The 24,479-nt window shown below is 59.0% G+C and carries 23 protein-coding genes and 1 pseudogene; 15 read left to right on the top strand and 9 right to left on the bottom strand.

Annotated features, from left to right (window positions below):
- Positions 1–386 precede the first annotated feature (386 nt).
- From IVB01_RS14600 to IVB01_RS14610, 3 genes are all read left to right on the top strand, one after another.
- Positions 387–1,109, top strand: coding sequence for a hypothetical protein (locus IVB01_RS14600; RefSeq protein ID WP_247494642.1), 723 nt, complete (start codon positions 387–389; stop codon positions 1,107–1,109).
- A gap of 471 nt (positions 1,110–1,580) precedes the next feature.
- Positions 1,581–1,730, top strand: coding sequence for a hypothetical protein (locus IVB01_RS14605; RefSeq protein WP_247463599.1), 150 nt, complete (start codon positions 1,581–1,583; stop codon positions 1,728–1,730).
- An 11-nt stretch (positions 1,731–1,741) separates the two neighbouring features.
- On the top strand, positions 1,742–2,485 hold the full coding sequence (locus IVB01_RS14610; RefSeq protein ID WP_247281335.1) for a LuxR family transcriptional regulator: 744 nt from the start codon (positions 1,742–1,744) through the stop codon (positions 2,483–2,485).
- Between the two features lie 2,486 nt (positions 2,486–4,971).
- Here IVB01_RS14610 and IVB01_RS14615 read toward each other — a convergent pair.
- Genes IVB01_RS14615 through IVB01_RS14625 form a run of 3 tightly spaced genes read right to left on the bottom strand, consistent with a single transcriptional unit; the run spans position 4,972 to position 8,190 of the window.
- Positions 4,972–5,898, bottom strand: coding sequence for an NAD(P)-dependent oxidoreductase (locus IVB01_RS14615; RefSeq protein WP_247494643.1), 927 nt, complete (start codon positions 5,896–5,898; stop codon positions 4,972–4,974).
- Positions 5,899–5,909: 11 nt separating this feature from the next.
- Positions 5,910–6,593, bottom strand: coding sequence for an HAD hydrolase-like protein (locus tag IVB01_RS14620; protein ID WP_247296196.1), 684 nt, complete (start codon positions 6,591–6,593; stop codon positions 5,910–5,912).
- A gap of 4 nt (positions 6,594–6,597) precedes the next feature.
- Complete coding sequence (locus IVB01_RS14625) at positions 6,598–8,190, bottom strand: class II glutamine amidotransferase (protein WP_247494644.1); 1,593 nt, start codon at positions 8,188–8,190, stop codon at positions 6,598–6,600.
- A 1,800-nt stretch (positions 8,191–9,990) separates the two neighbouring features.
- Here IVB01_RS14625 and IVB01_RS14630 point away from each other — a divergent pair.
- Positions 9,991–10,245, top strand: coding sequence for an arylamine N-acetyltransferase (locus IVB01_RS14630; RefSeq protein ID WP_247494663.1), 255 nt, complete (start codon positions 9,991–9,993; stop codon positions 10,243–10,245).
- Positions 10,238–10,507, top strand: a complete 270-nt coding sequence (locus IVB01_RS14635) for a hypothetical protein (RefSeq protein ID WP_247494645.1) — start codon at positions 10,238–10,240, stop codon at positions 10,505–10,507. The genes IVB01_RS14630 and IVB01_RS14635 overlap by 8 nt, the downstream gene beginning before the upstream one ends.
- A gap of 181 nt (positions 10,508–10,688) precedes the next feature.
- Here the strand turns inward: IVB01_RS14635 and IVB01_RS14640 are convergent, their stop codons facing one another.
- The 6 genes from IVB01_RS14640 to IVB01_RS14665 all read right to left on the bottom strand — a co-directional run bounded on the left by IVB01_RS14640 (position 10,689) and on the right by IVB01_RS14665 (position 15,371).
- On the bottom strand, positions 10,689–11,117 hold the full coding sequence (locus tag IVB01_RS14640) for a LysE family translocator (RefSeq protein WP_247494646.1): 429 nt from the start codon (positions 11,115–11,117) through the stop codon (positions 10,689–10,691).
- A gap of 162 nt (positions 11,118–11,279) precedes the next feature.
- A complete protein-coding gene (locus IVB01_RS14645; RefSeq protein WP_247494647.1) occupies positions 11,280–11,909 on the bottom strand; it encodes an FMN-binding negative transcriptional regulator in 630 nt (209 codons plus the stop codon).
- Positions 11,910–11,970: 61 nt separating this feature from the next.
- Positions 11,971–12,465 (bottom strand): ester cyclase, encoded by a 495-nt coding sequence (locus IVB01_RS14650; protein ID WP_247494648.1) that lies wholly within the window; start codon positions 12,463–12,465, stop codon positions 11,971–11,973.
- Between the two features lie 38 nt (positions 12,466–12,503).
- Positions 12,504–13,712 (bottom strand): PLP-dependent aspartate aminotransferase family protein, encoded by a 1,209-nt coding sequence (locus IVB01_RS14655; RefSeq protein WP_247494649.1) that lies wholly within the window; start codon positions 13,710–13,712, stop codon positions 12,504–12,506.
- A 98-nt stretch (positions 13,713–13,810) separates the two neighbouring features.
- Positions 13,811–14,794 carry an MDR family oxidoreductase gene (locus tag IVB01_RS14660; protein ID WP_247494650.1) on the bottom strand — a complete coding sequence of 328 codons (984 nt, stop codon included), beginning with the start codon at positions 14,792–14,794 and terminating at the stop codon, positions 13,811–13,813.
- 13 nt (positions 14,795–14,807) lie between these two features.
- Entirely contained in the window at positions 14,808–15,371 is a 564-nt protein-coding gene (locus tag IVB01_RS14665; RefSeq protein ID WP_247494651.1) for a TetR/AcrR family transcriptional regulator, read from the bottom strand.
- Positions 15,372–15,662: 291 nt separating this feature from the next.
- On the opposite strand from IVB01_RS14665, the gene IVB01_RS14670 reads away from it, so the two are divergent.
- The 10 genes and pseudogenes from IVB01_RS14670 (at position 15,663) to IVB01_RS35350 (ending at position 23,931) form a co-directional block, all read left to right on the top strand.
- Positions 15,663–16,703, top strand: coding sequence for a tripartite tricarboxylate transporter substrate binding protein (locus IVB01_RS14670; protein ID WP_247494652.1), 1,041 nt, complete (start codon positions 15,663–15,665; stop codon positions 16,701–16,703).
- Between the two features lie 18 nt (positions 16,704–16,721).
- Positions 16,722–17,900: an acyl-CoA dehydrogenase family protein gene (locus tag IVB01_RS14675; protein WP_247494653.1), complete on the top strand. Its 1,179-nt coding sequence runs from the start codon at positions 16,722–16,724 to the stop codon at positions 17,898–17,900.
- A gap of 20 nt (positions 17,901–17,920) precedes the next feature.
- Positions 17,921–18,583 (top strand): 3-oxoacid CoA-transferase subunit A, encoded by a 663-nt coding sequence (locus tag IVB01_RS14680; protein ID WP_247494654.1) that lies wholly within the window; start codon positions 17,921–17,923, stop codon positions 18,581–18,583.
- Entirely contained in the window at positions 18,580–19,257 is a 678-nt protein-coding gene (locus IVB01_RS14685) for a 3-oxoacid CoA-transferase subunit B (RefSeq protein ID WP_247494664.1), read from the top strand. The genes IVB01_RS14680 and IVB01_RS14685 overlap by 4 nt, the downstream gene beginning before the upstream one ends.
- Complete coding sequence (locus IVB01_RS14690) at positions 19,254–20,912, top strand: thiamine pyrophosphate-dependent enzyme (protein WP_247494655.1); 1,659 nt, start codon at positions 19,254–19,256, stop codon at positions 20,910–20,912. The genes IVB01_RS14685 and IVB01_RS14690 overlap by 4 nt, the downstream gene beginning before the upstream one ends.
- A 19-nt stretch (positions 20,913–20,931) precedes the next feature.
- Positions 20,932–21,441 carry an MOSC domain-containing protein gene (locus tag IVB01_RS14695; protein WP_247296228.1) on the top strand — a complete coding sequence of 170 codons (510 nt, stop codon included), beginning with the start codon at positions 20,932–20,934 and terminating at the stop codon, positions 21,439–21,441.
- Positions 21,442–22,392, top strand: coding sequence for a PDR/VanB family oxidoreductase (locus IVB01_RS14700; RefSeq protein WP_247494656.1), 951 nt, complete (start codon positions 21,442–21,444; stop codon positions 22,390–22,392). It abuts the gene before it with no gap.
- Between the two features lie 48 nt (positions 22,393–22,440).
- Positions 22,441–23,016 (top strand): helix-turn-helix domain-containing protein, encoded by a 576-nt coding sequence (locus tag IVB01_RS14705; protein WP_247296234.1) that lies wholly within the window; start codon positions 22,441–22,443, stop codon positions 23,014–23,016.
- Between the two features lie 84 nt (positions 23,017–23,100).
- Positions 23,101–23,505, top strand: a complete 405-nt coding sequence (locus IVB01_RS35345) for a tripartite tricarboxylate transporter permease (protein ID WP_346659338.1) — start codon at positions 23,101–23,103, stop codon at positions 23,503–23,505.
- A 40-nt stretch (positions 23,506–23,545) separates the two neighbouring features.
- Positions 23,546–23,931 (top strand): annotated as a pseudogene (locus tag IVB01_RS35350) (tripartite tricarboxylate transporter permease).
- The last annotated feature ends 548 nt before the right edge of the window (positions 23,932–24,479 follow it).

Below are 24,479 nucleotides of genomic sequence, written 5' to 3' on the forward strand. Positions count from 1 at the left end.
CAAAGCAAGTAGCAAGTTACTTCAGACATCAGTCGTATCCGCGAGCTAAGCGCGCCTCTTTCAGGGTACTCACTCGATAGTCCCTCCACATGGAGTCCAGCCGATCTGATAGGATGTGTATTGAGCCAAATCGTAGATCCCCCGGTTCATCCCGCCGCGCAGTTCGCAAAGAAAGCGATGGGATACCGCAGCCTACACTGCACGTGAACTCCAAACCGTTGACGGCCCCTATGAGCTTCTGTTGATGATCGCGAGTTTCAAACCGTTTCGATGAGTTGCGTCTCGAAATTGCCCACCAAAACAAGGGGGCGACAGCATACTTGGTGTGCGGCAAGTATGCTTTGCGAGCGTCCTCTGCTAGGCCGCTTGCAGAGAAGGACAGTCGGATGATTGCGCCGATTCGACGTAACTGGAATCCAAAAGACTTTTTCGATGAGTTGACGCCGGCGATGTTCACGGCCGGACCATCGACTGTGCGCGCACGTCGGGACAAGTTGTGGCCTGAGTTGTATACTGAATACGACGCGAGGCACTTAAAACAAGAATTGTTCAACCGAAATCTGATCGCCACCAACGAAGCTGAGGCGTTCTTTAGTGCCTGGGCCGCGGATGAAGAGCGCCACACCGATGCTTTCATCCGGATCATGGAGCTTGTCGCTGGTGAATCCGAAAAAGATCTTCGAGACAGATTGGAAGCTCGATCGCATAGTTTTTCTGCAATCAATGAATACTTGAAGGACGAATTCTCTGTGATCGTTATGATCGCATTTGATGAGATGTGTACTTGCCGGGCCTATGCTGCGGATAGAGAGTTCTATGCCGGACTTGGCAGCAGCTTCCTTCGTTGCCTGAGAGAGGTGATTGCCGACGAGGCAGTTCACTCGATGAACGCTGTTAATGTTCTCCGTGCCCGTTACTGCGAGCGCATTCCCGAAATCGGCGAGATTCTCGACAGCATAATCTGCAGCGTGGGCGATGATCCGGATTATACCGGCACCTTCGTGCTGGATTACTTCGGCGGGAATTACACGAAGCAGATGTTTGTCAACTGCCGCGCCGCTGTCCTGAGAAACGTTGCTAAGCCGCTAAAAGCCGCAGTGACGGATTGAAGCGTCGGCGCGCAAGTGGACCAACGAGCGTCTGCGCCTCATCTCCTGTCGGTGCCTCAGAACTGCATGTATTGGTCGGTCAGAGCGGATCGGCTCATAGATGAGTCAGATAGCCTGCCTGCGCTGCCCTTGAACTTTTCCGCTTGTTTCAAGTTTCTTGGCAAGCGACAGGCAATAATGAGCGAGCCAGCGGTGCCTTGCACAAGCGGTACCGATCAGACGTCAAGAGAAAATTCAGTCAGGCAATCATCACGAACAACAAAGCCAAATCGCGCTTGTCGGCTTTCCTCCTGATGTCGCGAATACTTCAACGCACGCGCCCCCGGAATCTATCCCAATCCTCAAGTCATTGTCGTTAAATACGATTTTTTGGGCGGTGCAACTGGTACGACACTTGCTGTTCTCATCGCCAGGTTCTCGCCCTTCCGGAGATGCGTATGCAAAGTGCCCTCTGCACCAAGCAGAATTTTCATGCTCGCCGGCAAGCCGAACATCGGCGGTGACACCGGGCTCCTTGAGCTCGGGATCACGGAGCGGCTCGGCGACGGATTGGAACTTGCCTCCGCTCAAAACCAGCTCAATGGAGCGGCGCAATACCGACCTTTCGGGCCAGCCTGCTGAGGCGCCACAAAATGGATCTTTTCAGCTTCACCGAATGCGCGACGCGAACACAATGCCTCAGACCGCTTTTCGAGCTTCTCGTTAGCTGTGCGAGCGACGAAGGCTTCAGCGAAGTCTCTTACGGAGCGCTCAATTTCGCGGAGCCACTTCGTCTACCGGAGTATCCGCCACCGGCGGTGGCCGTAAAGTGGCCGCCCGAATGGTGTGAACGATATTTTAAGCGAAAGTACCACAAAATCGATCCAGTAGTCCGGCGGACACCGACGCTTTCGCGGCCCTTTCTGTGGGATCAACTCGCCGAGCAATATCAACTACAGCCCGACGAACGGCGCGTACTTGATGAGGCCAGAGAGGCCGGTCTCAAGCACGGCATGAGTGTACCGTTGTTTGGGCCATTGGGTCGGTTATCCGTCGTATCGTTTGCATCTCGGTTCGACGATGCCGATCCTCAACATTCCAAGGGCCATCTCAACGCACTAGCCTGGCACTTTCACACCGCTTGTGTGGAGATCACACGTCCGGCCGAAGATAACTGCAATATGAGAGTTGCGCTATCGCAGCGGGAACTAGATTGCCTACGGTGGGTGGCAGAGGGCAAATCGTCATGGGAAATCGGGAGGATATTACAAATCAGCGAGAATACGGTGAACTTTCATCTTAAGAACGCGATGCGAAAGCTGGGCGCGACCAGCCGGATCCAAGCTGCCATTGTGGCGATCCGCCTCAACCTTATCTTTGACGTCCATGTTGCGTGAGCATCTTGACGATGATTGTATCGAAGCCAGTTTGCGTATGAAAACTGCTGTGAAGACAAAAAGCGATCCTATGGGCAATCGTTCGCCAAGGCATTGAGCAAGCTCGACCTGCCATGTGAGGAAGCCACTTTGCTGCTAGCGCGCACGTTGTATACGGCAACTACGGGCTTAGTCTCGGGCATTCTTTGGAGCGGCAAGTTAGAATAGGTCTGGCTAGGGAGTCCAGCATTTGCAGGTGTTCGGAGGACGTGAGGGTTTCAATCGATCGTAGCTAGGCGCCAATGAAGATCGGTAGTTTGATTCGAGCTGATCGGTTTGCTTCAGTTGATTTTTGTCATGAGTTTAAAACTGCTACTTCCTTGACTATCTTATCAAGTATGAATCGATCAAAGGCCAGCTTCTAGACCTAGTCGACAAGCTCCTTCTGGAGGGCATTGCGCGCATCCAGTTTTTAGCCAAGCGCCGGGCAGCCGGCATCGGTGACGGCGGTACGAAATGAAGCAAGCAGCGTGCCGTTTGAAAACTGAGGGTTCTCTAGTCGCCTCATGTTGCGCGGGCGCGTCAGATTGGAAACATCGATATCTCGAACCTGACAATCGCGTCATTAGCCTTGACCGTACACACCACGCCGTCAAAGGTCGAAGGCTGGGATCTGGCGCGTACACCCAGTGTGCCGCTGCCGACGGAGCGTATGTCGCCGGCGCCAGTGCAGAAGATCATGTCCCTTGCGTAACTTGGAAAGGCGGCGCTTCGGCAAAAGCGGCCAGTTAGCGCTGCGCGAAAGAGCACTCCGAAGAAAAAGCCCCGACCGAAGGTCGGGGCTCCTCGATTCGCCGCAAACGTGCTGAGATCGCCATTTTCCAACCACCGGAAACAGCTTGTAGTAAAGCCGAAGGGTCATCATATCGACATCCTGGTGAATGCGATCCGTCCCGACAGCGGGGAAGGTCACGTTGCTCTCCGGCATGAACAGGTGGTCATACTCGACGCCAACTGACCAGCTGGGCGCGAAGTTATCTTTCCAGGCCAGCCCCTACGGCGCGCCCCCAACGGACATTATCGCTCTTAGCAAGCTCCGCCCCAGCGACCGTCGGAGTTGATCTGGTCTGTTTTGCTGGTCATCACAGCACCGCCTGACCTAAAGCAGCACGGTTTTGAATGCGTAGCCGAGCTAGCCGGTGAGCAAGCCGAACGCATCCGTCTTGGTTCGATTGATGTTCGACGGGAAAGCGGTGCTGATATTTGGAGCCGCTGAAGTTTGCCCAGTTGCCCTGGCCTTCAACGCCGTGACCACATTGAAGATCTGCCAGCGATGGCCAATCTGGCCACCGATAGTGCCGGCCGTCGTACCATGGCAGCCTTCGGGAGTAACGCCTGCGAAATCCTAGCAGTTATGGCTCGAACCCAGCCGCCGTTAATGCCTATATATAGTAACCGGTCCAGTCACAGATCGCGGGAGCGACCGACAGCTGCGGCGCGTTGGTTTGGACAGGCTGTGGAGCGAGATCCGCGCCAAGTGCGGGACCGCCGCGTTGGTTGCGACGATACTTGCAGTCAGAAGCAGAAAATTCTTCATTGGAGTGCTATTCCACACTTGAGCCCGGCTCTGCGCGTCTTGGCAACATCATCGTGAATTGCTGTAACTTCAGCACAACATTCCTCAGAGACGAAATCGCCCTAACCTCACGTTGCGTTAGGTACTGGAGCTAGAATCCAGAATTTTAGCGTTGATGCGCGTATTGGTTCAGGCACGTGGGAGTTAGCTGCCCAACTTGGGAAGGCGGCTCGCATCAAAAGAGCGCAGTTAGTGCAGATCTCGGCAAAGCGCCCGAGAACGAAATGCGCGTCCACGGTCCGTGAGCAGCGGGTTCCGATCTGGGCATCGTCGACTAACTTCGGAAAGCGTTGAAGGCATCGACCCTTCCGAAGATTGCCTGTCGGAACGACCACCGAGCTGCGCAATCATGGTCTTGACGCATCGATGATGGGCCATCAGTGATCATCGAATGCTGCCGCGCACAATGTCTGACGTCAAACAACCCTCAACTCCTTAAAGCTTTGCGGTATGTTGAGGAGATGTCTGATGCTCAGCTCCTTGAGCATCCGGCTAAACATGTCCATCGACATATTCCAAACGCCCGCTCAACAACCTCATCAGCCAGGACACGTTCGCGGTGCCATTCCGCTCCGGCGTCGTCAGAAAGTTATGCAACCGCTTTGTGGCCGGTGACGTCCTCGAGCACTTTCACTTCCGTATGTGGCTGTTGCGCCAAATCGCGGTCTCTCGTGATCGCCTGGTATTCTTCAAAGAGCTTGGAGAAAGCGGGAACGATGGCCGGCCCTGCGTGCTCAAAACAGCAGCCCGAGATCGAGCATCGCTTTGAAGTACAAAAAGCACCTAGCCGATGCTTTCGCCATCCGTGTGAAGGCGACGCTGGAGAACAGGAAGACATGGATTGTAGAGATTTGTTTTGGGTGCGTCGCTGCTAATTCTGCCGTGATTCGTCATCCCTTAACGAAAGCGCAAGATGAGGCAAGGTCAATTCACCTTTGCCTTCGGCGAGACAGGTTTGGAACTTTTGCGCGGCGGCAGTCAGAACTGGCACCTTCAACGCGGTTTCGTTCGCTAATCGCACGCTGCAGTCAATATCCTTTTTGGCGTTTCTGATCGATATTGCCAAAGCATCCGGCTTTTCGTCCAACAAAAAGGCTGCAAAGTTTTGGAATATCCCGCTGTTGGTCGCGCCGCGACTGACCAAGGAGCGTAAGATTGCAAGGTCGACGTCAATGGCATCGGCAAGCTGGCAAGCTTCCGCTACCACCGCCGCCATGCCCATCGTCATGCTATTATAGACAAGTTTGAGCTTATGGCCCTGTCCAACATCACCCACATGGACGATGTTCTCGCAAAATGCGGTAAGAACACGAGCCGCCATAGGAAACGTGTTCTGATCAGATCCAACGATGGCGTTGAGACGCCCTTGCTCTGCTTGTTCAGGGCTTCGTGTTACGGGGGCATCTATGAAGTGCAATGCATGCTTTTTGGCCTGTTCGGCTAGAGTGAGGGTTGAAGCAGGATAGGACGTGGTGCAGTCAAGTATCAAACTCTGTCGGGGCAAATGTGCAAATAGCCCATGTTGCCCAAGGCAGACTTCCTCGACCTCGCAACTTGAGGGCAGGGATAAAACGACGGCACTTACATGCCGGGCCAATTCGGAAATTGCGGTGTGCTCATGAGCACCCATGCCAGTCAAGCGCTCCGCGCCAACACGAGTTCTGTTGACTTTGATATGCAGTTCAGCGCCATGACGCAAAAGACTGAGTCCTATGCCTGTTCCCATGCGCCCTGCGCCGATTAGGCCGATTCGTTGTCCGACTTTCCCAGGCGTTTCAGTTGACGGAGTTTCAGTCATGCTCTGCGTCGTTATGAGTTCTGAAAAAGGCCACGCTCCTGCAGAATGGGCAGCAGCTTATGATGGTCCTCGATGAGATAATCCGGCTGCGCCGCTCGCAGACGCGTCTCGGAAACAAATCCGCCCGTAATGGCTACGCTGATCAAGCCAAGTTCGCGTGCAATATCCGTTTCGACCGGCATGTCCCCGACGATGAAAGTTGAGCTGGGGTCCAGATTGTATGCTCGCATATACAGACGAAGCCGCTCTCCTTTGCTTATGCCTTTATATTGAGTAGCGCGGCTTTCAAACGCCAGAACCTCCGCGACACAATCTTCGATTCCATGTCTTCGCAATTGGGTAATAAGGGGGTCGACTATATGGTTACTGACAATAATGCTGGAAACGTGTTGTTGACGTGCCGTTTCCAAAATGCAACGCGCGCCGTCGCGCAGATCGGCTTTGCTCGCCAGTGGTTCGTAGGTGTCGTGAAAAATAGCACTGTCATGGCTATCCACCGTTTCTATTTCACTCTGCGACATTCCTAGATTGCGGAAAAAAACCGAGAGTGGAACATCGAAATGATCCCGAAAGGTTTGCATATCAATGGCAGCCCGGCCTAAGCGACCCAAAATGGTGTTCGTCGTTTGCAGCAAGGCGTCGGCGTCGTCAAGGAGAGTGCCGTTCCAGTCGAATACAAGAGCAGGTTTCATCATGGCCTCATGCTGCAGACGTTTTCGTTGAGGTGAGCTCGGCGATCAATCTATTCAAATTCTCGTCTGCGCGTTTTTGCCCGCCAAGGGTTGGCATCTCGAACGTAAACGCAGAAAGATCGATTCCCTCATGTCCCCGCGGCAGCAAGGAAAGCAGATCTTCAAAGGGCAAATACGTAATGGTAGCAGCGTTGATCGATAGAGCAATTTTGCGTTCGATCACCCGAAGCGTTTGCGGCGCGATCCTATGAAAGCGCAGGCTATCCTGCCGCGTTTCGGGTGCCAGGCTTTTCCATATTTTCCAGAACGCTAGCTCATCTATGGTCTCGATACCCATGCCGTAGTAATTTGGTGCAACGATAGGCGGCGAACCGATTGCCCAATGCACAGCCTTTGCCCCAGCGGCAAGGAGCATCTCCGTCACTGCGCGGCTTGTATCGCCACGAATAAGAGCTTCATCGGCTACGACGATGATTCTATCCGTAACGTCGTTCGTTGCGACGCGGTACTTTTGCCAGATGAGCGAGTTGCGCTCGCCAAGAGACCCGATAAGTGTGCGCTGAGAGCGGTTTACTGCGATCACCTCGTGCCGTTGGACGAGCGCACTTTGCTGCTTGGCCAGCGATGCAAATAGACCGTCGGCATACGGTGTCCCGGTGCGCGGCATGGAAGAAACGATTATGGGAGCGGAGCTTGTTTCGACCGCTAATCGCGGCCAGACAATTCGGCCCAAGGTCATGCCTATATCATGACGAGTTGCTAGATGAGATTGCCCTTGCACCAACGTTCTTGCATTTCCCAGATAAAGCGTTTCGTAGGCGCAAAGCTTGGGACTGTGCCGAGCCTGGCCCACAAAGTGATCAAGGCAGTCTCCTGTTCTGCCGTTCACATGCTTGATGTGACTTGGCCGAATTTCGTCGACTCGGCCTTGTAGACCAGAGAAAGCACTGTTTTCTGAGGCAAAAAGTAGAAAACCATCTTCGGTTTGCATGAATTCCAAAGGCCGCAAACCCCTGCGATTGCGGAAGGCGGTCAGATTTCCTAGGCCATCCAACAAGAGTGCACTGACGGCTCCGTCAACACCCTTGTCAATGTCTTGGAAGACCTTCTCGTAGTTAACCGGCAGACCTTGCTGCCAATAGTCTCTTTGACAAATGTTCTCGATAAGCTTGAGCAAGAGCTCCGCATCGGTGTTGCCGCTGATGGAATGACCTTCGGCGTGCAGTTCTTTCCTAAGTTCATCAGCATTGACCAGAGCCCCGTTCAAACAAACCGTCAAACGGCGGAAGGAGGTTTTATGATTGTCAAAGGGCTGGAAGTCGGCGTCACTCTTCTCTCTGTGAGAGGGAGTGCGAACGTGTGCTATAGCTACATGCGGTCTGAAATGGGCGTCCTGCTCAGTGAAATCAACACCTGCTAGTGTGCCTGCTGGCCGGCATGACTTTGTATGTTGAAACCGTTCTTCATGCATAAACGCGGCAACGCCGAACCCCTCCTGTCCACGGTTTTCAAGCCTCGGCACCATGTGCTTGAGCTGATCGTAAACCGTCCTTTGTGAGCGGCTTGAAGGCAGCAGAAATGCGCCTGCAACACCGGACATGCTATGTCTCCTTGATCGACGATTATGGCTATCGCCCGTTGCGCGTTGTTGTTTTTCACCCTGTCCGGTTGCAGACATCCAATGTCTGAAACCGACACCGAGCGGAGGTAATCCGTCGGCTCGCGCGAAGCACATGGTTTCGCGCCTCAGCAAGCAAGGCTCGTACCAAGCCCTCTTTCGCGCGCATGAGGCTTCGCCGAAATTGGCAAACGAAGCGTGTGATTCGAAAAAGCCGCCCTGATCCGGCTGCCGGACTTCCGAGATGGCGGCCACCAAAAGTCAGCTTTGGTGGGCACGGTGCCTGATGGGGGCTATCCCGCGATGCTCCGCCTAGAAGCCGCAGCAAAGAGGGTTACGCGACTGTTGACGCGGCGGGAATGTCTTTGTCCAATCCTCAAGCGGCCAGTCCCAACCGTACGCTGAAGAACGACGACGTTCAGCGAACTGGACGCCCCACCGAGGGACCATCCGGCCCTGTGCTGTTTGAATTCGTGCGCGCTCCGATCTCCTTGATGTCACGGAGCGAACAGCGCTGTCCGCCGTTGTTGCCGCTTTGAAGGGGTAGACGCTCCGTGACGGCATCTATGCGCAAAGTGAAGGCTATTGAAGCGTCACATAAATGAGGAGGCGTTTGTGAACGAAGCTCGCACGATTGGGCTAGACTTCACAGAATGTTAGGTTCAGGCACATGGCGCAGACGCGAGCGAGGTCGGCAAGGGGACCGTATTTTGTTTTGACTCGCCTATGTTTGTTTTCAGCCGTGTCGTCTTGAAGACGTTCATGTCTGGCCGCTGACATCAGGCTAAAATGTTTCCGCGCGCGCTCGCAAAGCACATGGTGTTGTTGTCTTGCAGCAAGACTAGCATAACGGTTTTCGGCATGTTGATTGCAGCGACGGTGAAGGACGCATTTCAAGAACAGCGGTCTCTCGCCGTCACGATTCAAGAGTTCAGATGAAAGCTATCTATTCTATCGAGCAACTCCGTCATTCTTCGAACGTTGGCGGCGCTACGCAGCACAATGGATGGCATCGCGCGACCGGCCATATTGCCGACACGGTGGAAATCTCGAAATCATCCAGGATCTCAGCCCAGCGCGGCAGGTAATCGCAGATCAGGTGGCGACAAGCGGCCGTTCCGACGGCCAGGGGCATCATGTGGATTGCCGAAATGCAGAAGCGCCCGCAGATCAACTTGTTCGCGCAAGAGCGAAGCAAAGCGCCCGGCTAGGATATTTGATGAGCTCAACGCAGGCGATTCGTAAACGCCACGCCTGTATCTGGCAACCAGGCGCCCTGTGGATCTGGAAACGCGGAGCGTTCGCGGCGAGGCGAGACGACATGATTCGCAAGGCTGGAAGATCGCCGTTGCAAACCGCCGCGGTCGGAAGTCCTACGGGCTGTTCCGGCCGTGCACAAATTGCCCGTTGGCTCGATACCGGCACTGAAGCTGTCGTCGGAGTGCTCAGGCTGTTTCATTTCTATAGGAGAGATGGTCACCTTCTACACGTTGCCCTGCGAAGTCATCGCGCGTCCGGCCCCTTAATCAAACGAATCCAGATATCAAGGACGTGCCATGGCATTTGAAATTGCGACCTATCCCGATCGGATCGGCCTTGCTCAAGTCCCGACAACGCTTGATGGCCTTCTTGCGCTACAGCAGGCTCAAATGCGTGCGATCCCCTACGAGAACTTTGATGTTCTGCTAGGCGATATCGCCGATCTGACTGAAGTCGATCTGGGCCAAACTGATCCATGCCCGGTGAGGCGGCTATTGCTTCGAATTGAACAAGTTGTTTGGCTTGGCGCTCGAAGCACTCGATTTCACGGTCTGGGCCATTCTTTGCAGGGGGCGCATGGGGGCTCCGGAAGGTGGCCCACGCACACATCAGGCATTGATCGTGACCATAGAGGACTGCGACTGGCTTGCCGATGCCGGCTTTCCCGGTCCGGCACCGATTGCACCGCTACGAATCGATACGAAGGAGCAGCAAATAGTTGGCCATGACGTGTTTCGTCTGAGGGCCGACCCCCGTCAGTGGAGAGCTCGTGCTTGAACGCAAGAACGAAGATGAATGGTTCGCTCTTTTCGGTATCGATCGAGCCGTCGCCCTGCCACCAGATTTCGAGGGCGCCAACTTCATCTGCGCACGCTGGGACCGTATGCCCTTTCCATCCGTCCTCATGATGAGTGTGCTGACATCCGAGGGGCGTGCAACCTTGCTTAACAGGAAGCTCCGATTGACTCGCAGCCAATTTAAGGACCACGCGTTCGTCAAACGCCTGCACCCGCGAAGCTTGCGCAGACGCATCGCTTAATCGGCTGTGCAGCCGTCGTGCCCTACCAGTTCTTCCGAGGTCGGCAAATAGTTCGTCGAAGCCATTTATCTTCAACAGCCGGAAATTTGTGCCAAGCCTCCGTGCGAACGACTCGGCACAAGGACGCAGCGTTTCGCCATCACGTATGCCCCCTTGTATGTATGCCGTGAGGAAATTCGAGCTACCCTTCCTGTTCTGTGCAACGTTGCTCACCCATTACGGGATCGCTTGTCCCGATGTAGAGACCCGTCGGTCGCCCGGCGAGTCGATCCCTCGCTTTTGCCGCCCAACGGGTCACGATCAGGTCTACGCCAGTGTTCAAGGCGACGGAAATCGTGCCGAGCACAACGAACTGCAGCGCCACGTTCACGCTCGTGTCGACGAACTGCGGAATAAAGGCCAGGAAGAACGCGGCCGTCTTTGGATTCACGAGGATGCCTTTTGGGCAGTGCACGGCCAGCGCCGTCGTCTGGACTTCGGCCGGCGCGGGGACTCGCGCTTCCCTCCAAGTCTTGATGCCGAGCCAGATGAGAAAGAGCGCGCCGGCGATCTTCAGCGCAGTGAACGCTTCCGCGCTCGCCATCACCAGGGCCGAGATGTACGAAACCACCGAGACCCAAGCCGACGCTGGATGCTGATCCCTCGGTCCGGCCGCTGGCCAGCGTGCGGGCGACGATGTAGAAAATGCCCGGCCCCGGCGTGACCGCCACGACCGTAGCTGCGGCCAAGAACAGCGCGAACGTCTGAAGCTCGAACATCGTACCTCCGAAAGCTAGACAGGTACGGGAATTAGAGGGGCCGCGGCGCGATCCGCAGGATTCTCGCTGGCCGCCAAACCCGCCGCGACGCCGACGCGATCGGCCATTGGACGGTTCTGGCTCATCTTGCGCTTGCCTTCGAAGCGCACGACGGGGATGCGGATCCCGACGATGCCGCGCAACTGGCCGGCAATGAAATCCGCGGGAGCGTCCGAGACGGCCCATGGCTTCGCACGCGCTGCTTCGTGCTTCCGCGTCAGGCGAGTCACAACGTCGAGCAGACGCTCTGGATCCTGGAAGAACTCGACGGGCCCGTACGCGTGCACGGCGACGTAGTTCCAGGTCGGCACGACCTTGCCGGTCTCCTGCTTGGTCGCGTACCACGAAGGCGTTACATAGGCCTCTGGACCCATGAAGATCGTGACCGCGTTTCCGATCGGAGGAACCTGCCACTGCGGATTGGCCTTCGCCAGATGCCCGTAGATCACGCCGCGCTCGCCCTCGCTTTCGTCGAGAAACAATGGAAGCGGCGTCGCAAGCGGGCCCTCGGCAGTCGCCGTCACCAGATTGGCCAGGCGGGCGTCGCGGATGGTCGCGCGGATACTCTCGACGTCTTCGTCCTTGAATGCGGGAGGCGTATACATGGCTTGTCTCCGTTAATGGGTCAAAGGTGGTCCGCTCCGCGCGAGCGCTCATGGAGCAGGGCTACTTGTCCGTTGTGAATTCCGCCTTGCTCGTCGCATCCGGCGGGGCGAGATGACCGATCAGTCCGTGGATGTCGCCCAAGACCCACAGATCGCTCACCTTGTCGCCTCGAAACGTGAAGATCGGCGCACCGTACCACCACACGTGGCGTCCGGTGGGTGCATGGCCGAACATCGGCTTCCGATGGATGCCGTGGAAGCGCAGCTTTCCCGAGACCGCGTTGCCCTCCTCGAGCAGATCGAGGATATCAGACGTGTAGTTCTCCAGAGAGTCTGTCACCCATCTGACGTAGTCAGCGAACTGATCGAAGCCGACGAGGACAGGACCGAGGGAGCCCCGGAAGGTGAATCCGGGCTGAAATATTTCGGGGATTAGAGCAACGTCCGCATTGTCCCACATGTCCTTGTAGAACTTTCGGACGACTTCTTTCTGCGGGGTTAGACCAACCCGAGCAAAGTCCATGGCGGGCTCGAGTCCTGGCGGCGGGGCAATCATGTTTGGCCTCTCCTTGACGAACACTCGTTGCGGGTGAACTAAAGACGGTTTAGGGACTGCCCGAGGTCGCCGAGCAAATCTGCCTCGTCTTCCAGACCAACCGACAGGCGAATCAAGTCATCTCCGACGCCCCTTTGAAGGCGTGCTTCGGGACGAACAGCGCGCCGGGCATGAACCAGGCTCGCGGGATGCATGATGAGCGTTTCAGCGTCTCCGAGACTGACGGCAAGCGTAATTAGCTTGAGATGGTCGAGAAAACAGCGGGCAGCATCAAAACCACCACGAAGACCAAAGGACAGCATTCCGGATCCCGCTGACATTTGTCTCTTTGCGATTGCATGCCGCGGATGGGACGGCAGAAATGGATAATTCACCCACTCTACCGCCGAGTGGGCGTCGAGCATGCGCGCAATCGCGAGTGCGTTGGACCCGTGGCGGTCCATCCGGAGAGGAAGTGTCTTGATCCCGCGCAAAATCAGAGACGAAACCATCGGCGACATGACGGCACCGGTGATGTAGCGCAAGCCGCGATCACGTATTTTTTCGATCAGTTCGCTCCGTCCCAGGAGAGCCCCTCCGAGAACGTCTCCATGCCCGCTGATATATTTGGTAAGGGAGTGGAGCACGATGTCCGCCCATTGGAGAGGCCTCTGCAGCGCGGGAGATGCAAATGTACCGTCGACGATCACCAGGAGGCCGGCCCGCCGCGCACGTTTCGCAATGGCTTCGATGTCGAGGACGTCCCCTGTGGGATTGACCGGCGTCTCAAAGTAGACGACTCTACTGCGAGATGTGAGAACAGCATCCAGATTGGCGGGATCACTGAGATCGACAGGGATGGTCTTTATGCCGAAGCGAGGCAAGCCCTGTTCCGTCATGGTTGTCGTATTCGAATACAAAGTCCGATGGACGATGAGTTCGTCATCTTGGGATAAGAGCGAAAGAACCAAGGCACCGAACGCGGCCATTCCCGAGGCCAGTACGACGGCGTCTTCGGCACCCTCCAAGTTTGCCAAGCGGGATTCCAGCAATGCGGTCGTCGGATTGAACTCCCGCCCATACAGTTTGCCCCCCAATGCGGCCACCGCATCCAATTCGGCGACGCTGTCGAAGGCGAAGGTCGACGTCATATGAATGGGATGAGATACCGCGCGAGAGTGATGGGCAGGGTCATACCCATGGTGGATCGCTCGTGTCGAGAACCCGAACCCAGGTCCATCCCTTGCAATTAATTCCGAAGCAGCCATGTTTGGGGATCTCCCATCTTTGGACGAGCGGTCATTGCCTTCAGGTTTGTTTCGAGGTGCGACCGCCCCAGTCGCATCGCTCTACTTTTCGGTCGATGTCATCTATTGACGTTGACGACCGTGCGCCCGCGCACTTGGCCACTCATCAGGCCGCCAGCCGCGGCGACGACGTCGTTCAGACTGATCTCGACCGCCGTCTTCTCCAGATCGGCTTCGGTAAGCAAGGAAGCGAGACGATCCCAGGCTTCGACACGTTCTGCCTTCGGGCGGGTCACGCTGTTGATGCCGAACAGCGCCACTCCTCGCAGGATGAAGGGGGCGACGCTTGCGGGAAAATCCAATCCCTGCGCCATGCCGCACGCAGCAACCGCTCCGTCCGCTTTGATTCCGGCGCACACATTGGCGAGTGTATGGCTGCCTACCGAGTCGATCGCGGCGATCCACCGTTCCTTCTGCAGCGGCTTGCCGGGCTGCGACAATTGTGACCGGTCGATGATCTTGGCAGCGCCCAGGCTCTTAAGATAGGGCTCCTCGTCCGGTCGGCCGGTCGAAGCCACGACGCGGAAACCGAGCTTGTGGAGAAGCATGATCGCGATGCTGCCGACGCCTCCGCCGGCGCCGGTCACCAGCACGTCGCCCGCGCCGGGACGGATGCCATACTTCTCGAGGGCTACGACCGACAGCATCGCGGTATAGCCCGCGGTACCAATGATCATCGCGCGGCGGGAAGACATCGAGGGCGGCAGCTTGATCAACCAGTCGGCCTTGACCTTTGCTCGCTGCGCCAGGCCGCCCCAATGTTGTTCGCCGACACCCCAGCCGTTGAGAACTACCCGGTCCCCCGGCACGAAGGTCGGGTCGGAGCTGGACGAGACCACGCCAGCGAAGTCGATCCCGGGCACCAGCGGGAAGGATCTCACGATCGGGCCCTTGCCGGTAATCGCGAGGCCGTCCTTGTAGTTCAGCGTGCTGAACTCGACCTCGACGGTCACCTCAGCGTCGGGCAGGCGGCTGTCCGGCAATTCGGCGACGTCGGCGCGATATCCCCGCTCGTCCTTCTCGATCAACACGGCTTTGAACAACTCGAACTCCTCTTCACGATTTTCTTCTGGGCCTGGCCTTCGGCTCGTCCGGACGCGGCAGGCCGGCGACGAAGCCGGCGATGAAGGTATCGAGCGGGAGGCCATTCTTGACGAGGCGCGCCCGCATCACCGCTCCCTCCCAGCCGATCCAGAAGAACTCAGCCAAGGCATCGCAGTCCGCGCTGCCGATCTCGCCGGCCTCGTATGCGCGTTCCAGGCAATGCGCCACCTTCCGCTGCCATCCCTTGACGATCTCGTCCAACGCGGACCTGTAGTCCTCGGGCAGCGCTTCGACCTCTTGGCTGAGGTTTCCGACGAGGCAGCCGCGCGTATAACTGTATTTCGCCATGCCCGCTTTGGCGTCTTCGACGAAAGCTCGCATGCGCGCCAACGGCGCAAGCCTTTGGTCGTTCAGGGCGCGGTCCAGCTTGTGTCGGAAGAAGGAGTCGTAGGCCTTCATGATTTCGCGGCCGTAGTCGGCCTTGCTTTCGAAGTAGTGGTAGAATGAACCCTTTGGCACCGTGGCACGGCGCAGCAGCGCGTCCAGACCCGTAGCTGCGAAACCTTGCTGGGTCATCACCTCCATTCCGCAACGGATCAGAACGTCACGGGTCGGCGCATAGCCGACTTCGTTTCGGCTCGACACGTTCAGCTGGCGGTAATTATCTGCAGATTTAACCATTGCTCCTCACTAGACCGATCGTCTAGAACACAATCATTGGGCTTGGCAAGCATGTAACTCGGCTAGCGGGCGGCAAAATCGGCCCATTTCTTGCTAGCTTTCGCACATTGTATGCTTATTCGGCAGCTTTTGCCGAGTCATTGTGCGCCTCGGGTCTGGTCACGTTAGTTTCTTACTTGACACAAAGTGTCATTGGCTCGAAGGTGGATCGTCCTTCGAGGTAGGCGCTGCATGTTTCGTTCTTTCCGAAAAGCTACGTCGATTGCCACCGGCGCCGCCATTCTTTGTCTCGGCTTTCTTGCTGAGCCGGCCGATGCGGCCGATGCCTACCCCTCGACCACGATCAAGCTGGTCGTCGGATTCCCGGCTGGAGGCCCGACTGACATCATTGGCCGCGTCATCGGCCGTTTGCTCTCGAAGGAGTTGAACCAGACCGTCATTGTGGAGAACAACGGCGGCGCCGGCGGGATGATCGCCGCGTCAAACGTCTCCCGCGCGAAGCCCGACGGGTACACGCTTCTTGTCGCGGTGGAATCCTCGAATACTCGAGCCAAAGCGCTGTATTCATCCGTGCGCTACGATCAGCAGAATGGCTTCACCTACATCCGGAAGGTCGCGAAGCAGCGGAACCTACTCGTCGTGAACCCGAAATTTCCCGTATCCAGCGTTCCTGAGCTCGTCGCCTATCTGAGGGCGCACCCGGGGGAGGTGAACTTCGGCGGTACGTTCGGGGCGACATCCCACATCGGTGGCACGCTGTTCGACATGGCCTACGATACGAAAATGTCGTTCATCAACTATTCCGGCGGCAATCAACCGATCGTGGATTGCATGTCGGGGATATTGCAGGTGGGCTTCTTCACCGAAGCCACGATAGGTCAGCAGGTCAAGGCAGGATCCCTGAAGGCGCTCGCGGTGACGTCGGCCGACCGGTCGCCGGCCTTCCCGGATCTGCCGACGATCGAGCAGGCCGCTGGCAAGCGTCTCGATATCTCGCCGTGGTTCGGGGTCGCGGGTCCGCCGGGCCTTCCCGCGGACCTCGTCGCCAAGATTGGCGCCGCCCTCGACAAGGCTTCGAGCGATCCGGAGTTCCTGAAGCAGTTGGAGACGATCGGCGCAACTCCGATCGCTGGTTCGACGGTGGAGACCTTCACGGCCGACGTCGGAAAGGAAGAAGCCTACTGGAATCAGTGGGCCAAGGACATCGGAGCGCCGCTTCAGAAGTAGCTCGCCGAAGGATCTTCTATGGACTTCTATCATCAGTACGATGCTCATCTTTCCGCCGACGAGCGTGATCACGTGGCGAAGGCGCGGGCGTTCTGTGCTGGTGCCTTTTCCGCGAGCGTCTTCGCCGCGCACATGGGGGGCGAGGCGTTTCCGGAAAAGTGGATCGCCGAGTGGGCGGCGCTCGGCATGCTGGGACTTCAGGCCAAGCGTGCTCACGGTGGACTGGATGCGTCCTACCTGTGCAAGATTCGCGTGGCGCAGGAGATGGCGCGTCACGGCTTCGCAGCGGCGTTCTGCCTGAACCATCACCAAGGCGGAGCGACGCGTCTTTCCCAGACCGGTACGCCGGTCCAGATCGAGCGTCTCCTGCAGCCCGCGCTGCGCGGCGAGCTTCTTCTGACGACAGCCATGACCGAGCCGGCCGGCGGCAGCGATGTCTCCGCCCTTACCACGACGGCCGTTCCGGTCGACAGCGGCTGGGCTCTGAGCGGCACCAAAGCGTGGATGACCGACGGCCTGCTGGTGGGTGGTCTCATCGTCCTGGCCCGCGTCGGAGACGCTGCCGGGGCGGGTGACATCGCCAGCTTTTACGTGCCTTTCGGCGAGGCCGAGACGGTGAAGCGGACCGAGATCGTTGTTCCCGGAGCGCGTTCCTTCCGTCTGGCCGAAGTGGCTTTCGACGCTCACTTCATTCCCGAGTGGTGTCTGATTGCAGCGCCGGGCGCCGCGCTCAAAGCTTCGATGGCATCGGTCAACGCGGCCCGCGTTCACGTGGCCGCCATGTGCGTGGCGACTCTGCATGCGGCGCTGTGCGAGGCGGTGGACTACTGCGAAGGCCGGCAGGCCTTCGGAAAGCCGCTGACCGGACATCAGGGCCTGCGCTGGGAGCTGGCGGAGGTGTCGGTCCGGCTCGAGGCCGCCAACGCGCTCGTCTTCCGCGCCGCCGAGCAGATCCAGATCGGGGGAAATCCGGTCGCGCTGGCTGCGCAAGCCAAGAAGTTCGCTGTCGACACCGCGCTTTGGGGCATCGATCAGTGCGTCCGGATCCTGGGCGCGACGGGCGCCGGCGCGGGCCACCGCCTGAACATGCATTTCGCCGAGGTCCGGATGGCGGCCTACGCCGACGGCACCAACGAGATGCTGCTCGACCGGGTCGGCCGCGGCCTGTCCGCGACGTACCCCAAATCAATCCCGTAGCAAACACGGCGGACGAAACGATGCGCAACGTAGTGGTTGAAGACGCGGCGGCGGCCGTGGAGGGCATCAAGGACGGCGACACCGTCATGATGGGCGGGTTCGGCGGAGCGGGTCTTCCGCTCGGAGTGGTCAAGGCGGTGCTCGACCGCCGCGTCCGCGACCTGACGCTGATATCGAACAACGCCGGCTCCACGGAGGACGATCTGTCGCTGTGGTTCGAAGCCAGGATCGTTCGCAAGATCGTCTGCTCCTATCCGCGCAGCGCTAAGCAGTTCGCCGAACAATATCGTGCCGGCACGGTCGAGCTCGAACTCGTTCCGCAGGGCACGTTGGTGGAGCGCATCCGGGCGGGCGGCGCCGGTCTCGGCGGCTTCCTTTCTCCCGTCGGCGTCGGAACGGTATTCGCTGACGGCAAGGAGAAGATCGTCGTCGACGGACGCGAATTCATTCTTGAGCTACCGCTTCATGCAGATTTCGCTTTCGTCAAAGGTCATCTCGCCGACACGCTCGGCAACGTCACCTACAACAAGACGGCGCGCAACCACTGCGCGGTCATGGCGACCGCCGGCCGGACGGTCGCCGTGGAAGTCGACCGCGTGGTCAACGTCGGCGATTTGGATCCGGAAGCCATAGTCACTCCATGCATCTTCGTCGATCGCGTTTTCGCAAGGAGCTCCCGATGATACCGCTTTCACGCGATGCGCTGGCGCGCATGGTCGCACTTCATCTGCCGCAGGAAGGATTCGTCAATCTCGGTATCGGCGCCCCGACGCACGTCGCTGACTACCTACCGGAAGGGTCTGGCGTGATCCTTCACAGCGAGAACGGCGTGCTTAACGTGGGTCCGAAGCCGGCGGCGGGCGAAGAGGACTGGGATCTCATCAATGCAGGGAAGATGCCCATCTCGCTCCGGACCGGCGGTTCCTACTTCGACTCCAGCCTCTCATTCGCTATGATGCGAGGCGGTCATCTCGACGTCGCCGTGCTCGGAGCCTTTCAGGTGTCCAAGGCCGGCGATCTCGCCAACTGGACGACCGGTGACAACGGGTCTCCGCCCGGCATCGGCGGAGCCATCGATCTGGCGGTCGGCGCCAAGTCGATCTGGGTAATGATGGACCACACCACTAAGGATGGCCGCTCCCGCATCGTGGAGCGATGTGGATATCCGCTCACGGCGCGCGGAGTGGTGACCCGCATCTTCACCAACCTCTGCATTATCGAAGTAACCGAGGATGGCCTGGCCGTTCGGGCGCTACTCGACGGCCTCGCGATCGAGGCGCTGCGAGATCGGACGGAGGCGCCACTGCGCGTCATGGGCGACTCCCTGACCATCACGCAGGACGGGAGCGTCGCATGATCTATCGCGTCGCGGAACTCGTCGCGGACTGTCTCGTCGCGCACGGGGTGGACAGGGCCTTCGGCGTACCGGGAGAAAGCTTTCTGGCGCTGCTGGCCGCGCTGCGCGACCGCAACGATTTCGATCTGGTGACCTGCCGGCACGAAGGAAGCGCGAGCCTCGCGGCGGTCGCGGACGCCAAACTCACAGGGTGCGCAGGCGTCGTGATGACGAGCCGTGGTCCGGGCGCCTTCAACGCAGCGCTCGGACTGCACGTGGCCGCGCAGGAGGCAATTCCGCTGGTAATGCTGGTCGGTCAGGTCGATCGTCCGAACCTCGCAAGGGACGCGGTGCAGGAGATCGACTGTGGACGATCTTTCGATGGCGTGCTGAAGTGGTCGGTGCGTCTGAACTCGGCGGATCTCGTTCCAGAGATGATCGCCCGCGCGCTCGCGGTGGCCCATGCGGGAACGCCCGGTCCCGTCGCCATCGAACTGCCGGAAGATCTCCTTGAGGACCCGGCCGAGAGATTTGCGGCCACAGCCAACGGAGCTGTGCGTCCGGAGCCGGGCGCTGCGGCCATCGAACAGGCCAGGACGGCGTTGATGGCCGCGGAGCGACCGATCCTGCTGGTCGGCGGCGAATGTCGGACGGCATCGCTCCGCGAAGATCTGGTCGCGTTTTCCGAGAAATGGAACGTGCCGGTCGTCACTATGAACAAGATGCAGGACCAATTCCCGAACTCTCACCCGCTGTGGGCCGGTCAGTTCGGGTTCTTTACGTCTCAGCCTGATGTGAAACTGCTCGAACGCGCCGACCTCGTCGTTGCCGTCGGAACGCGTCTGGGCGATCTATCCTCGCTTGGCTTCGCATTTCCCAGACAGGCCAAACCGCGCCAGCCGTTGGTCCACGTCTATCCGGATCCCGATGCGATCGGAAAGCGCGTTCGGACCGACGTCCCGGTGGTATCCGGATCGCACGCGTTCGTGTCGGCCATGCTCGCTGCTCCCGTGACGGCGCGGGACCGCGCCGAGTGGCTTCACGCGGCTGCCGCGGCGCGGATGGCCACGCATGGTTGGCCTCGGTTCGGCGTACCACCGGCGGACGTCTTCGATCACGTGGTGACGGCCATCGCTGCGCACTTCAGGCCCGATGGCATCGTCACGACCGACTCCGGCAATTTCGCCGGATGGGTCCATCGCATCTTCAGCCTCGAGCCGACCGCGCGGCTGCTCGGCTCGGCTTGCGGAGCGATGGGCAGCGGAGACCCGTACGGGCTCGCCGCAAGCCTTCGTTTTCCGGGGCCGCAGGTGGTCGCCTTCTGCGGAGACGGCGGCTTCCTGATGACGGGCAATGAGCATGCGAGGACTGTCGCCAGAGGCGCGAACCTCAAGATCGTCGTATCCAATAACTGGTCCTACGGGACCAACCGGTCGCACCAGGAGCGGGCCTTTCCCGATCGTCCGTACGGCACGGATCTTTCGAATCCCGACTTTGCCGCTTTGGCGCGCGCCTTCGGCGCGACGGGCTTCGTCATTGAGGACGCGGAACGTGCCCCATCGACGGTCGCGGAGGCGATGACGACCAAGGGGCCGGTCGTCTCCAGGTACGCTCGGACGTGCGCCAGACGCTCGATAAATCGCTCGCCGCTTCACGATGAAGCCAATTCGGATTAAGACCCAGGGAGAAAACACGATGGACGCGATCGCAATCGATCAGCCCGAGGTCACGATGTCTTGGCAGGGCGTCGTTCGCTTCTTGCACAAGACCCCGCGCGCCTTTTTGCCGATGCGCTCGTTTCCCTCGCTCGAGCTCGTCGCTGGACGCGGTATCGAGGGCGATCGATATTTCGTCGGCCACGAAGCAGGCTTCTACTCCCACAAGCCGGAGGAGGGACGGCAGGTCACCCTGTTCGAGATGGAGACGTTCGAGGCCCTGCAACGCGACCACAAGATCGAGTTGCTGCCCGAGGAACATCGCCGGAACGTGACCGTCGAAGGCGTCCCGCTGAATCATCTCGTCGGCCGTCGCTTCCGGCTTGGAGAAGCGATTGTCGAGGCGACCCGCCTTTCAACGCCGTGCCGCCACATCGAGGAGATACTCGGCAAGTCCGTCTTCGATCCGTTGATCAACCGGTCGGGCCTGAACTGCAAGATCATCGCGGGGGGCACGCTGCGCGTCGGCGACGCCGTGAGGCCGATCTAGATGGCGAAAGCGGTAAAGACGGTCTCCACCGTTGTCTCGAAGGTCGAGGATCTCGGCAACGACACCAAGCGCTTCACGCTGGTCGACCAGGACGATTGGGAGCTGCCACCGTTTAGGCCCGGGGCGCACATCGACGTTCACCTGGGGCAGGGTCTCGTCCGGACCTATTCGCTCTGCAATGAGCCGGACGACGATCGGCGCTACGTGATCGCAGTGAAGCGCGAACGCGAAGGCCGCGGCGGCTCGAACTTCCTCCACGACCGGGTGGAGGTGGGACAGCCGATTTCCGTCTCGCTGCCGCGCGGCGGGATCGCACTGGACCAGGAGGGAACGAACATATTCCTTGCGGGAGGCATCGGCGTAACCCCGTTCATCTCCGCAATTCGGCATCTCGAGCGCCGAGGGCGCTCAAACTACGTGCTGCACTGGACCAGCCGCGGACGACCGGTCCTGACTGACATGATCGCGCCGGCCATCGAAGCAGGCCGTGTCCGCCTGTACGACACGAACGCGCAGGCCAAGCCCGTCATCGCCGCGATTTTCGAGGAATTCGCCGGATCTGGTCTGGCGGCCTGCTGCGGACCCGCAGCGATGTTGAAGACCTTCGGAGATGCCGTTTCGGCCTGGCCGGACGAGCGCAAACACATTGAGATGTTCACCCCGCCGAAGGTCATTGCCCGAAGCGACGTGCCTCCCTACGAACTCTATCTGTCGGCGAGCAACAAGCTGGCGACTGTCACGCCAGATGTTGGCCTTCTCGGAACTCTGGACGCGCTCGGCGTCGACGTACCCGTGTCCTGCGGCGGCGGCATCTGTGGTGCCTGCCGCACGCGCTGGACCGAGGGGCCGCCCATCCATCGCGATCGCGTGCTTTCGCCTGCTGAGCGGCAGAATGAGCTCATCGTCTGTGTGGGCGATTGCGCCGGACAAAGACTGGTGCTGGACCTGTGATCGGACGGGGGTCCCGTTCCACGGTTTGAATTGTCGATGGTTTGGAGCGTGATCGATGCAGGCAATAACTTCGAAAAAGAGCCGAGCGCAATGACACTCAACCTCAAATTCCTCCGCGTGCAGAGCGGCATGACGCTGGAGCAGCTTGCCGCCGATTCCGGTCTGACCCGTAGCTATCTTTCCAAGCTGGAACGCGGGCTCTCCTCTCCGTCGATAGGCTCCGCGCTCAAGATCGCCGAGGCTCTCGGAACGACCTTAGACCGCTTCTACGGCCAGCCGGACGACCACGACCCGATCACGATTGTCCGCGCGAAGAACGGGAAGGCGGGCGACGTGGACACGCACCTGTCGCTAGTCGCCGGACTGGCTCCCGAACGCACGATGCGCGCCTTTATCGTGCGGCCGACCAAGACGGCGAAACGCGGTCGCATCATGAGTCACCACGAAGGTGAGGAAATCCTGTTCATCCTTACCGGCCGGATCGAGCTCGTCATCGGAAAGCGCAAGGAGACATTGAATCCGGGCGATTGCATCCAGTTCGACTCCACGATTCCGCACAAGCTGACGCAGGTGTCTTCCGAACCGGCGTCGGCGCTCGTCGTGATAGCGACCAAAACCGCATAGAGGTGCCGAGATGCCGATCATACTGCAAAAGAAGGACTTCTACGCCGGGCTGCTCATGGTGCTGCTGGGCCTGTTCTAGGAATCGTGGGAACGGATGTCGAGACCGGCTCGGAGCGCTTCACGTTCGGCATCCCGAATCTCCTTGACGGCATCGAACTCGTCGGACTCGCTCTCGGTCTATTTGGTATCGCCGAGTTCATGAAGAGCGTGAACCAATGCTCCGAGGTGAACACGCGATATTCGAACGTCGGCCTGCGCGATCTGCGCCCATCGCGCGATGAGCTCCGCCGCTCGATCCCCGCGATGTTGCGCGGCACCATCATCGGGAGCCTTTGCTCGCTCATTCCCGGAACGGGACCAACGATCGCTTCCTTTATCTCCTACGCGCCTGAGAAAAAGGTTTCGAAAACGCCAGAGAAGTTCGGCACCGGCATGATTGAAGGCGTCGCCTGTCCGGAGGCATCGAACGCATTCGTCCGTGCAGGGTGACTTCATCCCGACTATGAGCCTCGAGCCCCGGGACGCTGTCATGGCTCTGATTCTGGGTGCGCTGATGATCCAGGGCATCGTGCCCGGTCCCCAACTGATCAAAGAGCACCCCACATCTTCTGGGGCCTGATCGCGAGCTTCTGGGTCGGCAACATCATGCTGGTCCTGCTCAATGTCCCGCTGATCGGGCTCTGGGTGAAGCTCCTGATGATTGCCTACAAATATCTCTACCCAAGTGCGGTGTTCTTCGTCGCGATCGTCGTTTACTCGACCAACAACGACATGTTCCACGTCGGCGAGACCGTCGTCGTCGGGTTGACCGGCTATCTGCTGCTGTTGCTCGATTTCCACCGGGCCTCCATCCTGCTCGGCTTCGTCCTGGGGCCACGCCTCGAAGAGAACTTCCGCCGTTCGCTGCTGGTCTAGAGCGCGGTGACGCCATGATTTTCGTCGAGCGGCCGATCAGCGCGTTCTTTCTGTTCCTTTGCTTGACGCTTTTGGCGGCACAGGTCTACGTGCGCTTGCGCAAGCCGAAGGCGCCTTGCGGCGCTCGACGTCGCGGAGGGGAACGGCGTCGCGACCGCCCGACCCGCGGAGTGAGCTTTTAGTCGTTCAAGGGCCGGTCGCTTCGGGCCCAGTAAAGACGAGAGACGGTCCCAGGCAACAAGAGCTCCAAGCCAAGAAGTATTTCGACGAACGCGCCATCCGCGAGATGGCGCAGAATCGGCACGGCAGCAAACGCACGGTGCAGGGTAGCCTCGCCCACCCCTGGCCGATACTGGCCATGCGTGCGCGTTCGGCTGGCTTTCTGGCGGAGCGACGATCTGCGGGCTTGTCGGTGACGGCGCCGTACGATCTAGTCGGTTGTCACGCCATGGGGCTCGCTCGGAGCGAATTGTCGGATTGCCCCGTAGACGAGGCCGCGGTGCTCTTTCCTCCGGGCGACGGCTTCAAACGTGCCATGGCCGGTGTCG

It is taken from the genome of Bradyrhizobium sp. 164 (assembly GCF_023073715.1).
Classification (GTDB): Bacteria; Pseudomonadota; Alphaproteobacteria; order Rhizobiales; family Xanthobacteraceae; genus Bradyrhizobium.

What these genes read in the sequence shown, in the direction of transcription:
- IVB01_RS14600 (WP_247494642.1), top strand. Translation starts at nt 387, where the DNA reads ATGATTGCGCCGATTCGACGTAACTGGAATCCAAAAGACTTTTTCGAT.
- IVB01_RS14605 (WP_247463599.1), top strand. Translation starts at nt 1,581, where the DNA reads ATGCTCGCCGGCAAGCCGAACATCGGCGGTGACACCGGGCTCCTTGAG.
- IVB01_RS14610 (WP_247281335.1), top strand. Translation starts at nt 1,742, where the DNA reads ATGGATCTTTTCAGCTTCACCGAATGCGCGACGCGAACACAATGCCTC.
- IVB01_RS14615 (WP_247494643.1), bottom strand. Translation starts at nt 5,898, where the DNA reads ATGACTGAAACTCCGTCAACTGAAACGCCTGGGAAAGTCGGACAACGA.
- IVB01_RS14620 (WP_247296196.1), bottom strand. Translation starts at nt 6,593, where the DNA reads ATGATGAAACCTGCTCTTGTATTCGACTGGAACGGCACTCTCCTTGAC.
- IVB01_RS14625 (WP_247494644.1), bottom strand. Translation starts at nt 8,190, where the DNA reads ATGTCCGGTGTTGCAGGCGCATTTCTGCTGCCTTCAAGCCGCTCACAA.
- IVB01_RS14645 (WP_247494647.1), bottom strand. Translation starts at nt 11,909, where the DNA reads ATGTATACGCCTCCCGCATTCAAGGACGAAGACGTCGAGAGTATCCGC.
- IVB01_RS14650 (WP_247494648.1), bottom strand. Translation starts at nt 12,465, where the DNA reads ATGATTGCCCCGCCGCCAGGACTCGAGCCCGCCATGGACTTTGCTCGG.
- IVB01_RS14655 (WP_247494649.1), bottom strand. Translation starts at nt 13,712, where the DNA reads ATGGCTGCTTCGGAATTAATTGCAAGGGATGGACCTGGGTTCGGGTTC.
- IVB01_RS14665 (WP_247494651.1), bottom strand. Translation starts at nt 15,371, where the DNA reads ATGACCCAGCAAGGTTTCGCAGCTACGGGTCTGGACGCGCTGCTGCGC.
- IVB01_RS14675 (WP_247494653.1), top strand. Translation starts at nt 16,722, where the DNA reads ATGGACTTCTATCATCAGTACGATGCTCATCTTTCCGCCGACGAGCGT.
- IVB01_RS14680 (WP_247494654.1), top strand. Translation starts at nt 17,921, where the DNA reads ATGCGCAACGTAGTGGTTGAAGACGCGGCGGCGGCCGTGGAGGGCATC.
- IVB01_RS14685 (WP_247494664.1), top strand. Translation starts at nt 18,580, where the DNA reads ATGATACCGCTTTCACGCGATGCGCTGGCGCGCATGGTCGCACTTCAT.
- IVB01_RS14690 (WP_247494655.1), top strand. Translation starts at nt 19,254, where the DNA reads ATGATCTATCGCGTCGCGGAACTCGTCGCGGACTGTCTCGTCGCGCAC.
- IVB01_RS14695 (WP_247296228.1), top strand. Translation starts at nt 20,932, where the DNA reads ATGGACGCGATCGCAATCGATCAGCCCGAGGTCACGATGTCTTGGCAG.
- IVB01_RS14700 (WP_247494656.1), top strand. Translation starts at nt 21,442, where the DNA reads ATGGCGAAAGCGGTAAAGACGGTCTCCACCGTTGTCTCGAAGGTCGAG.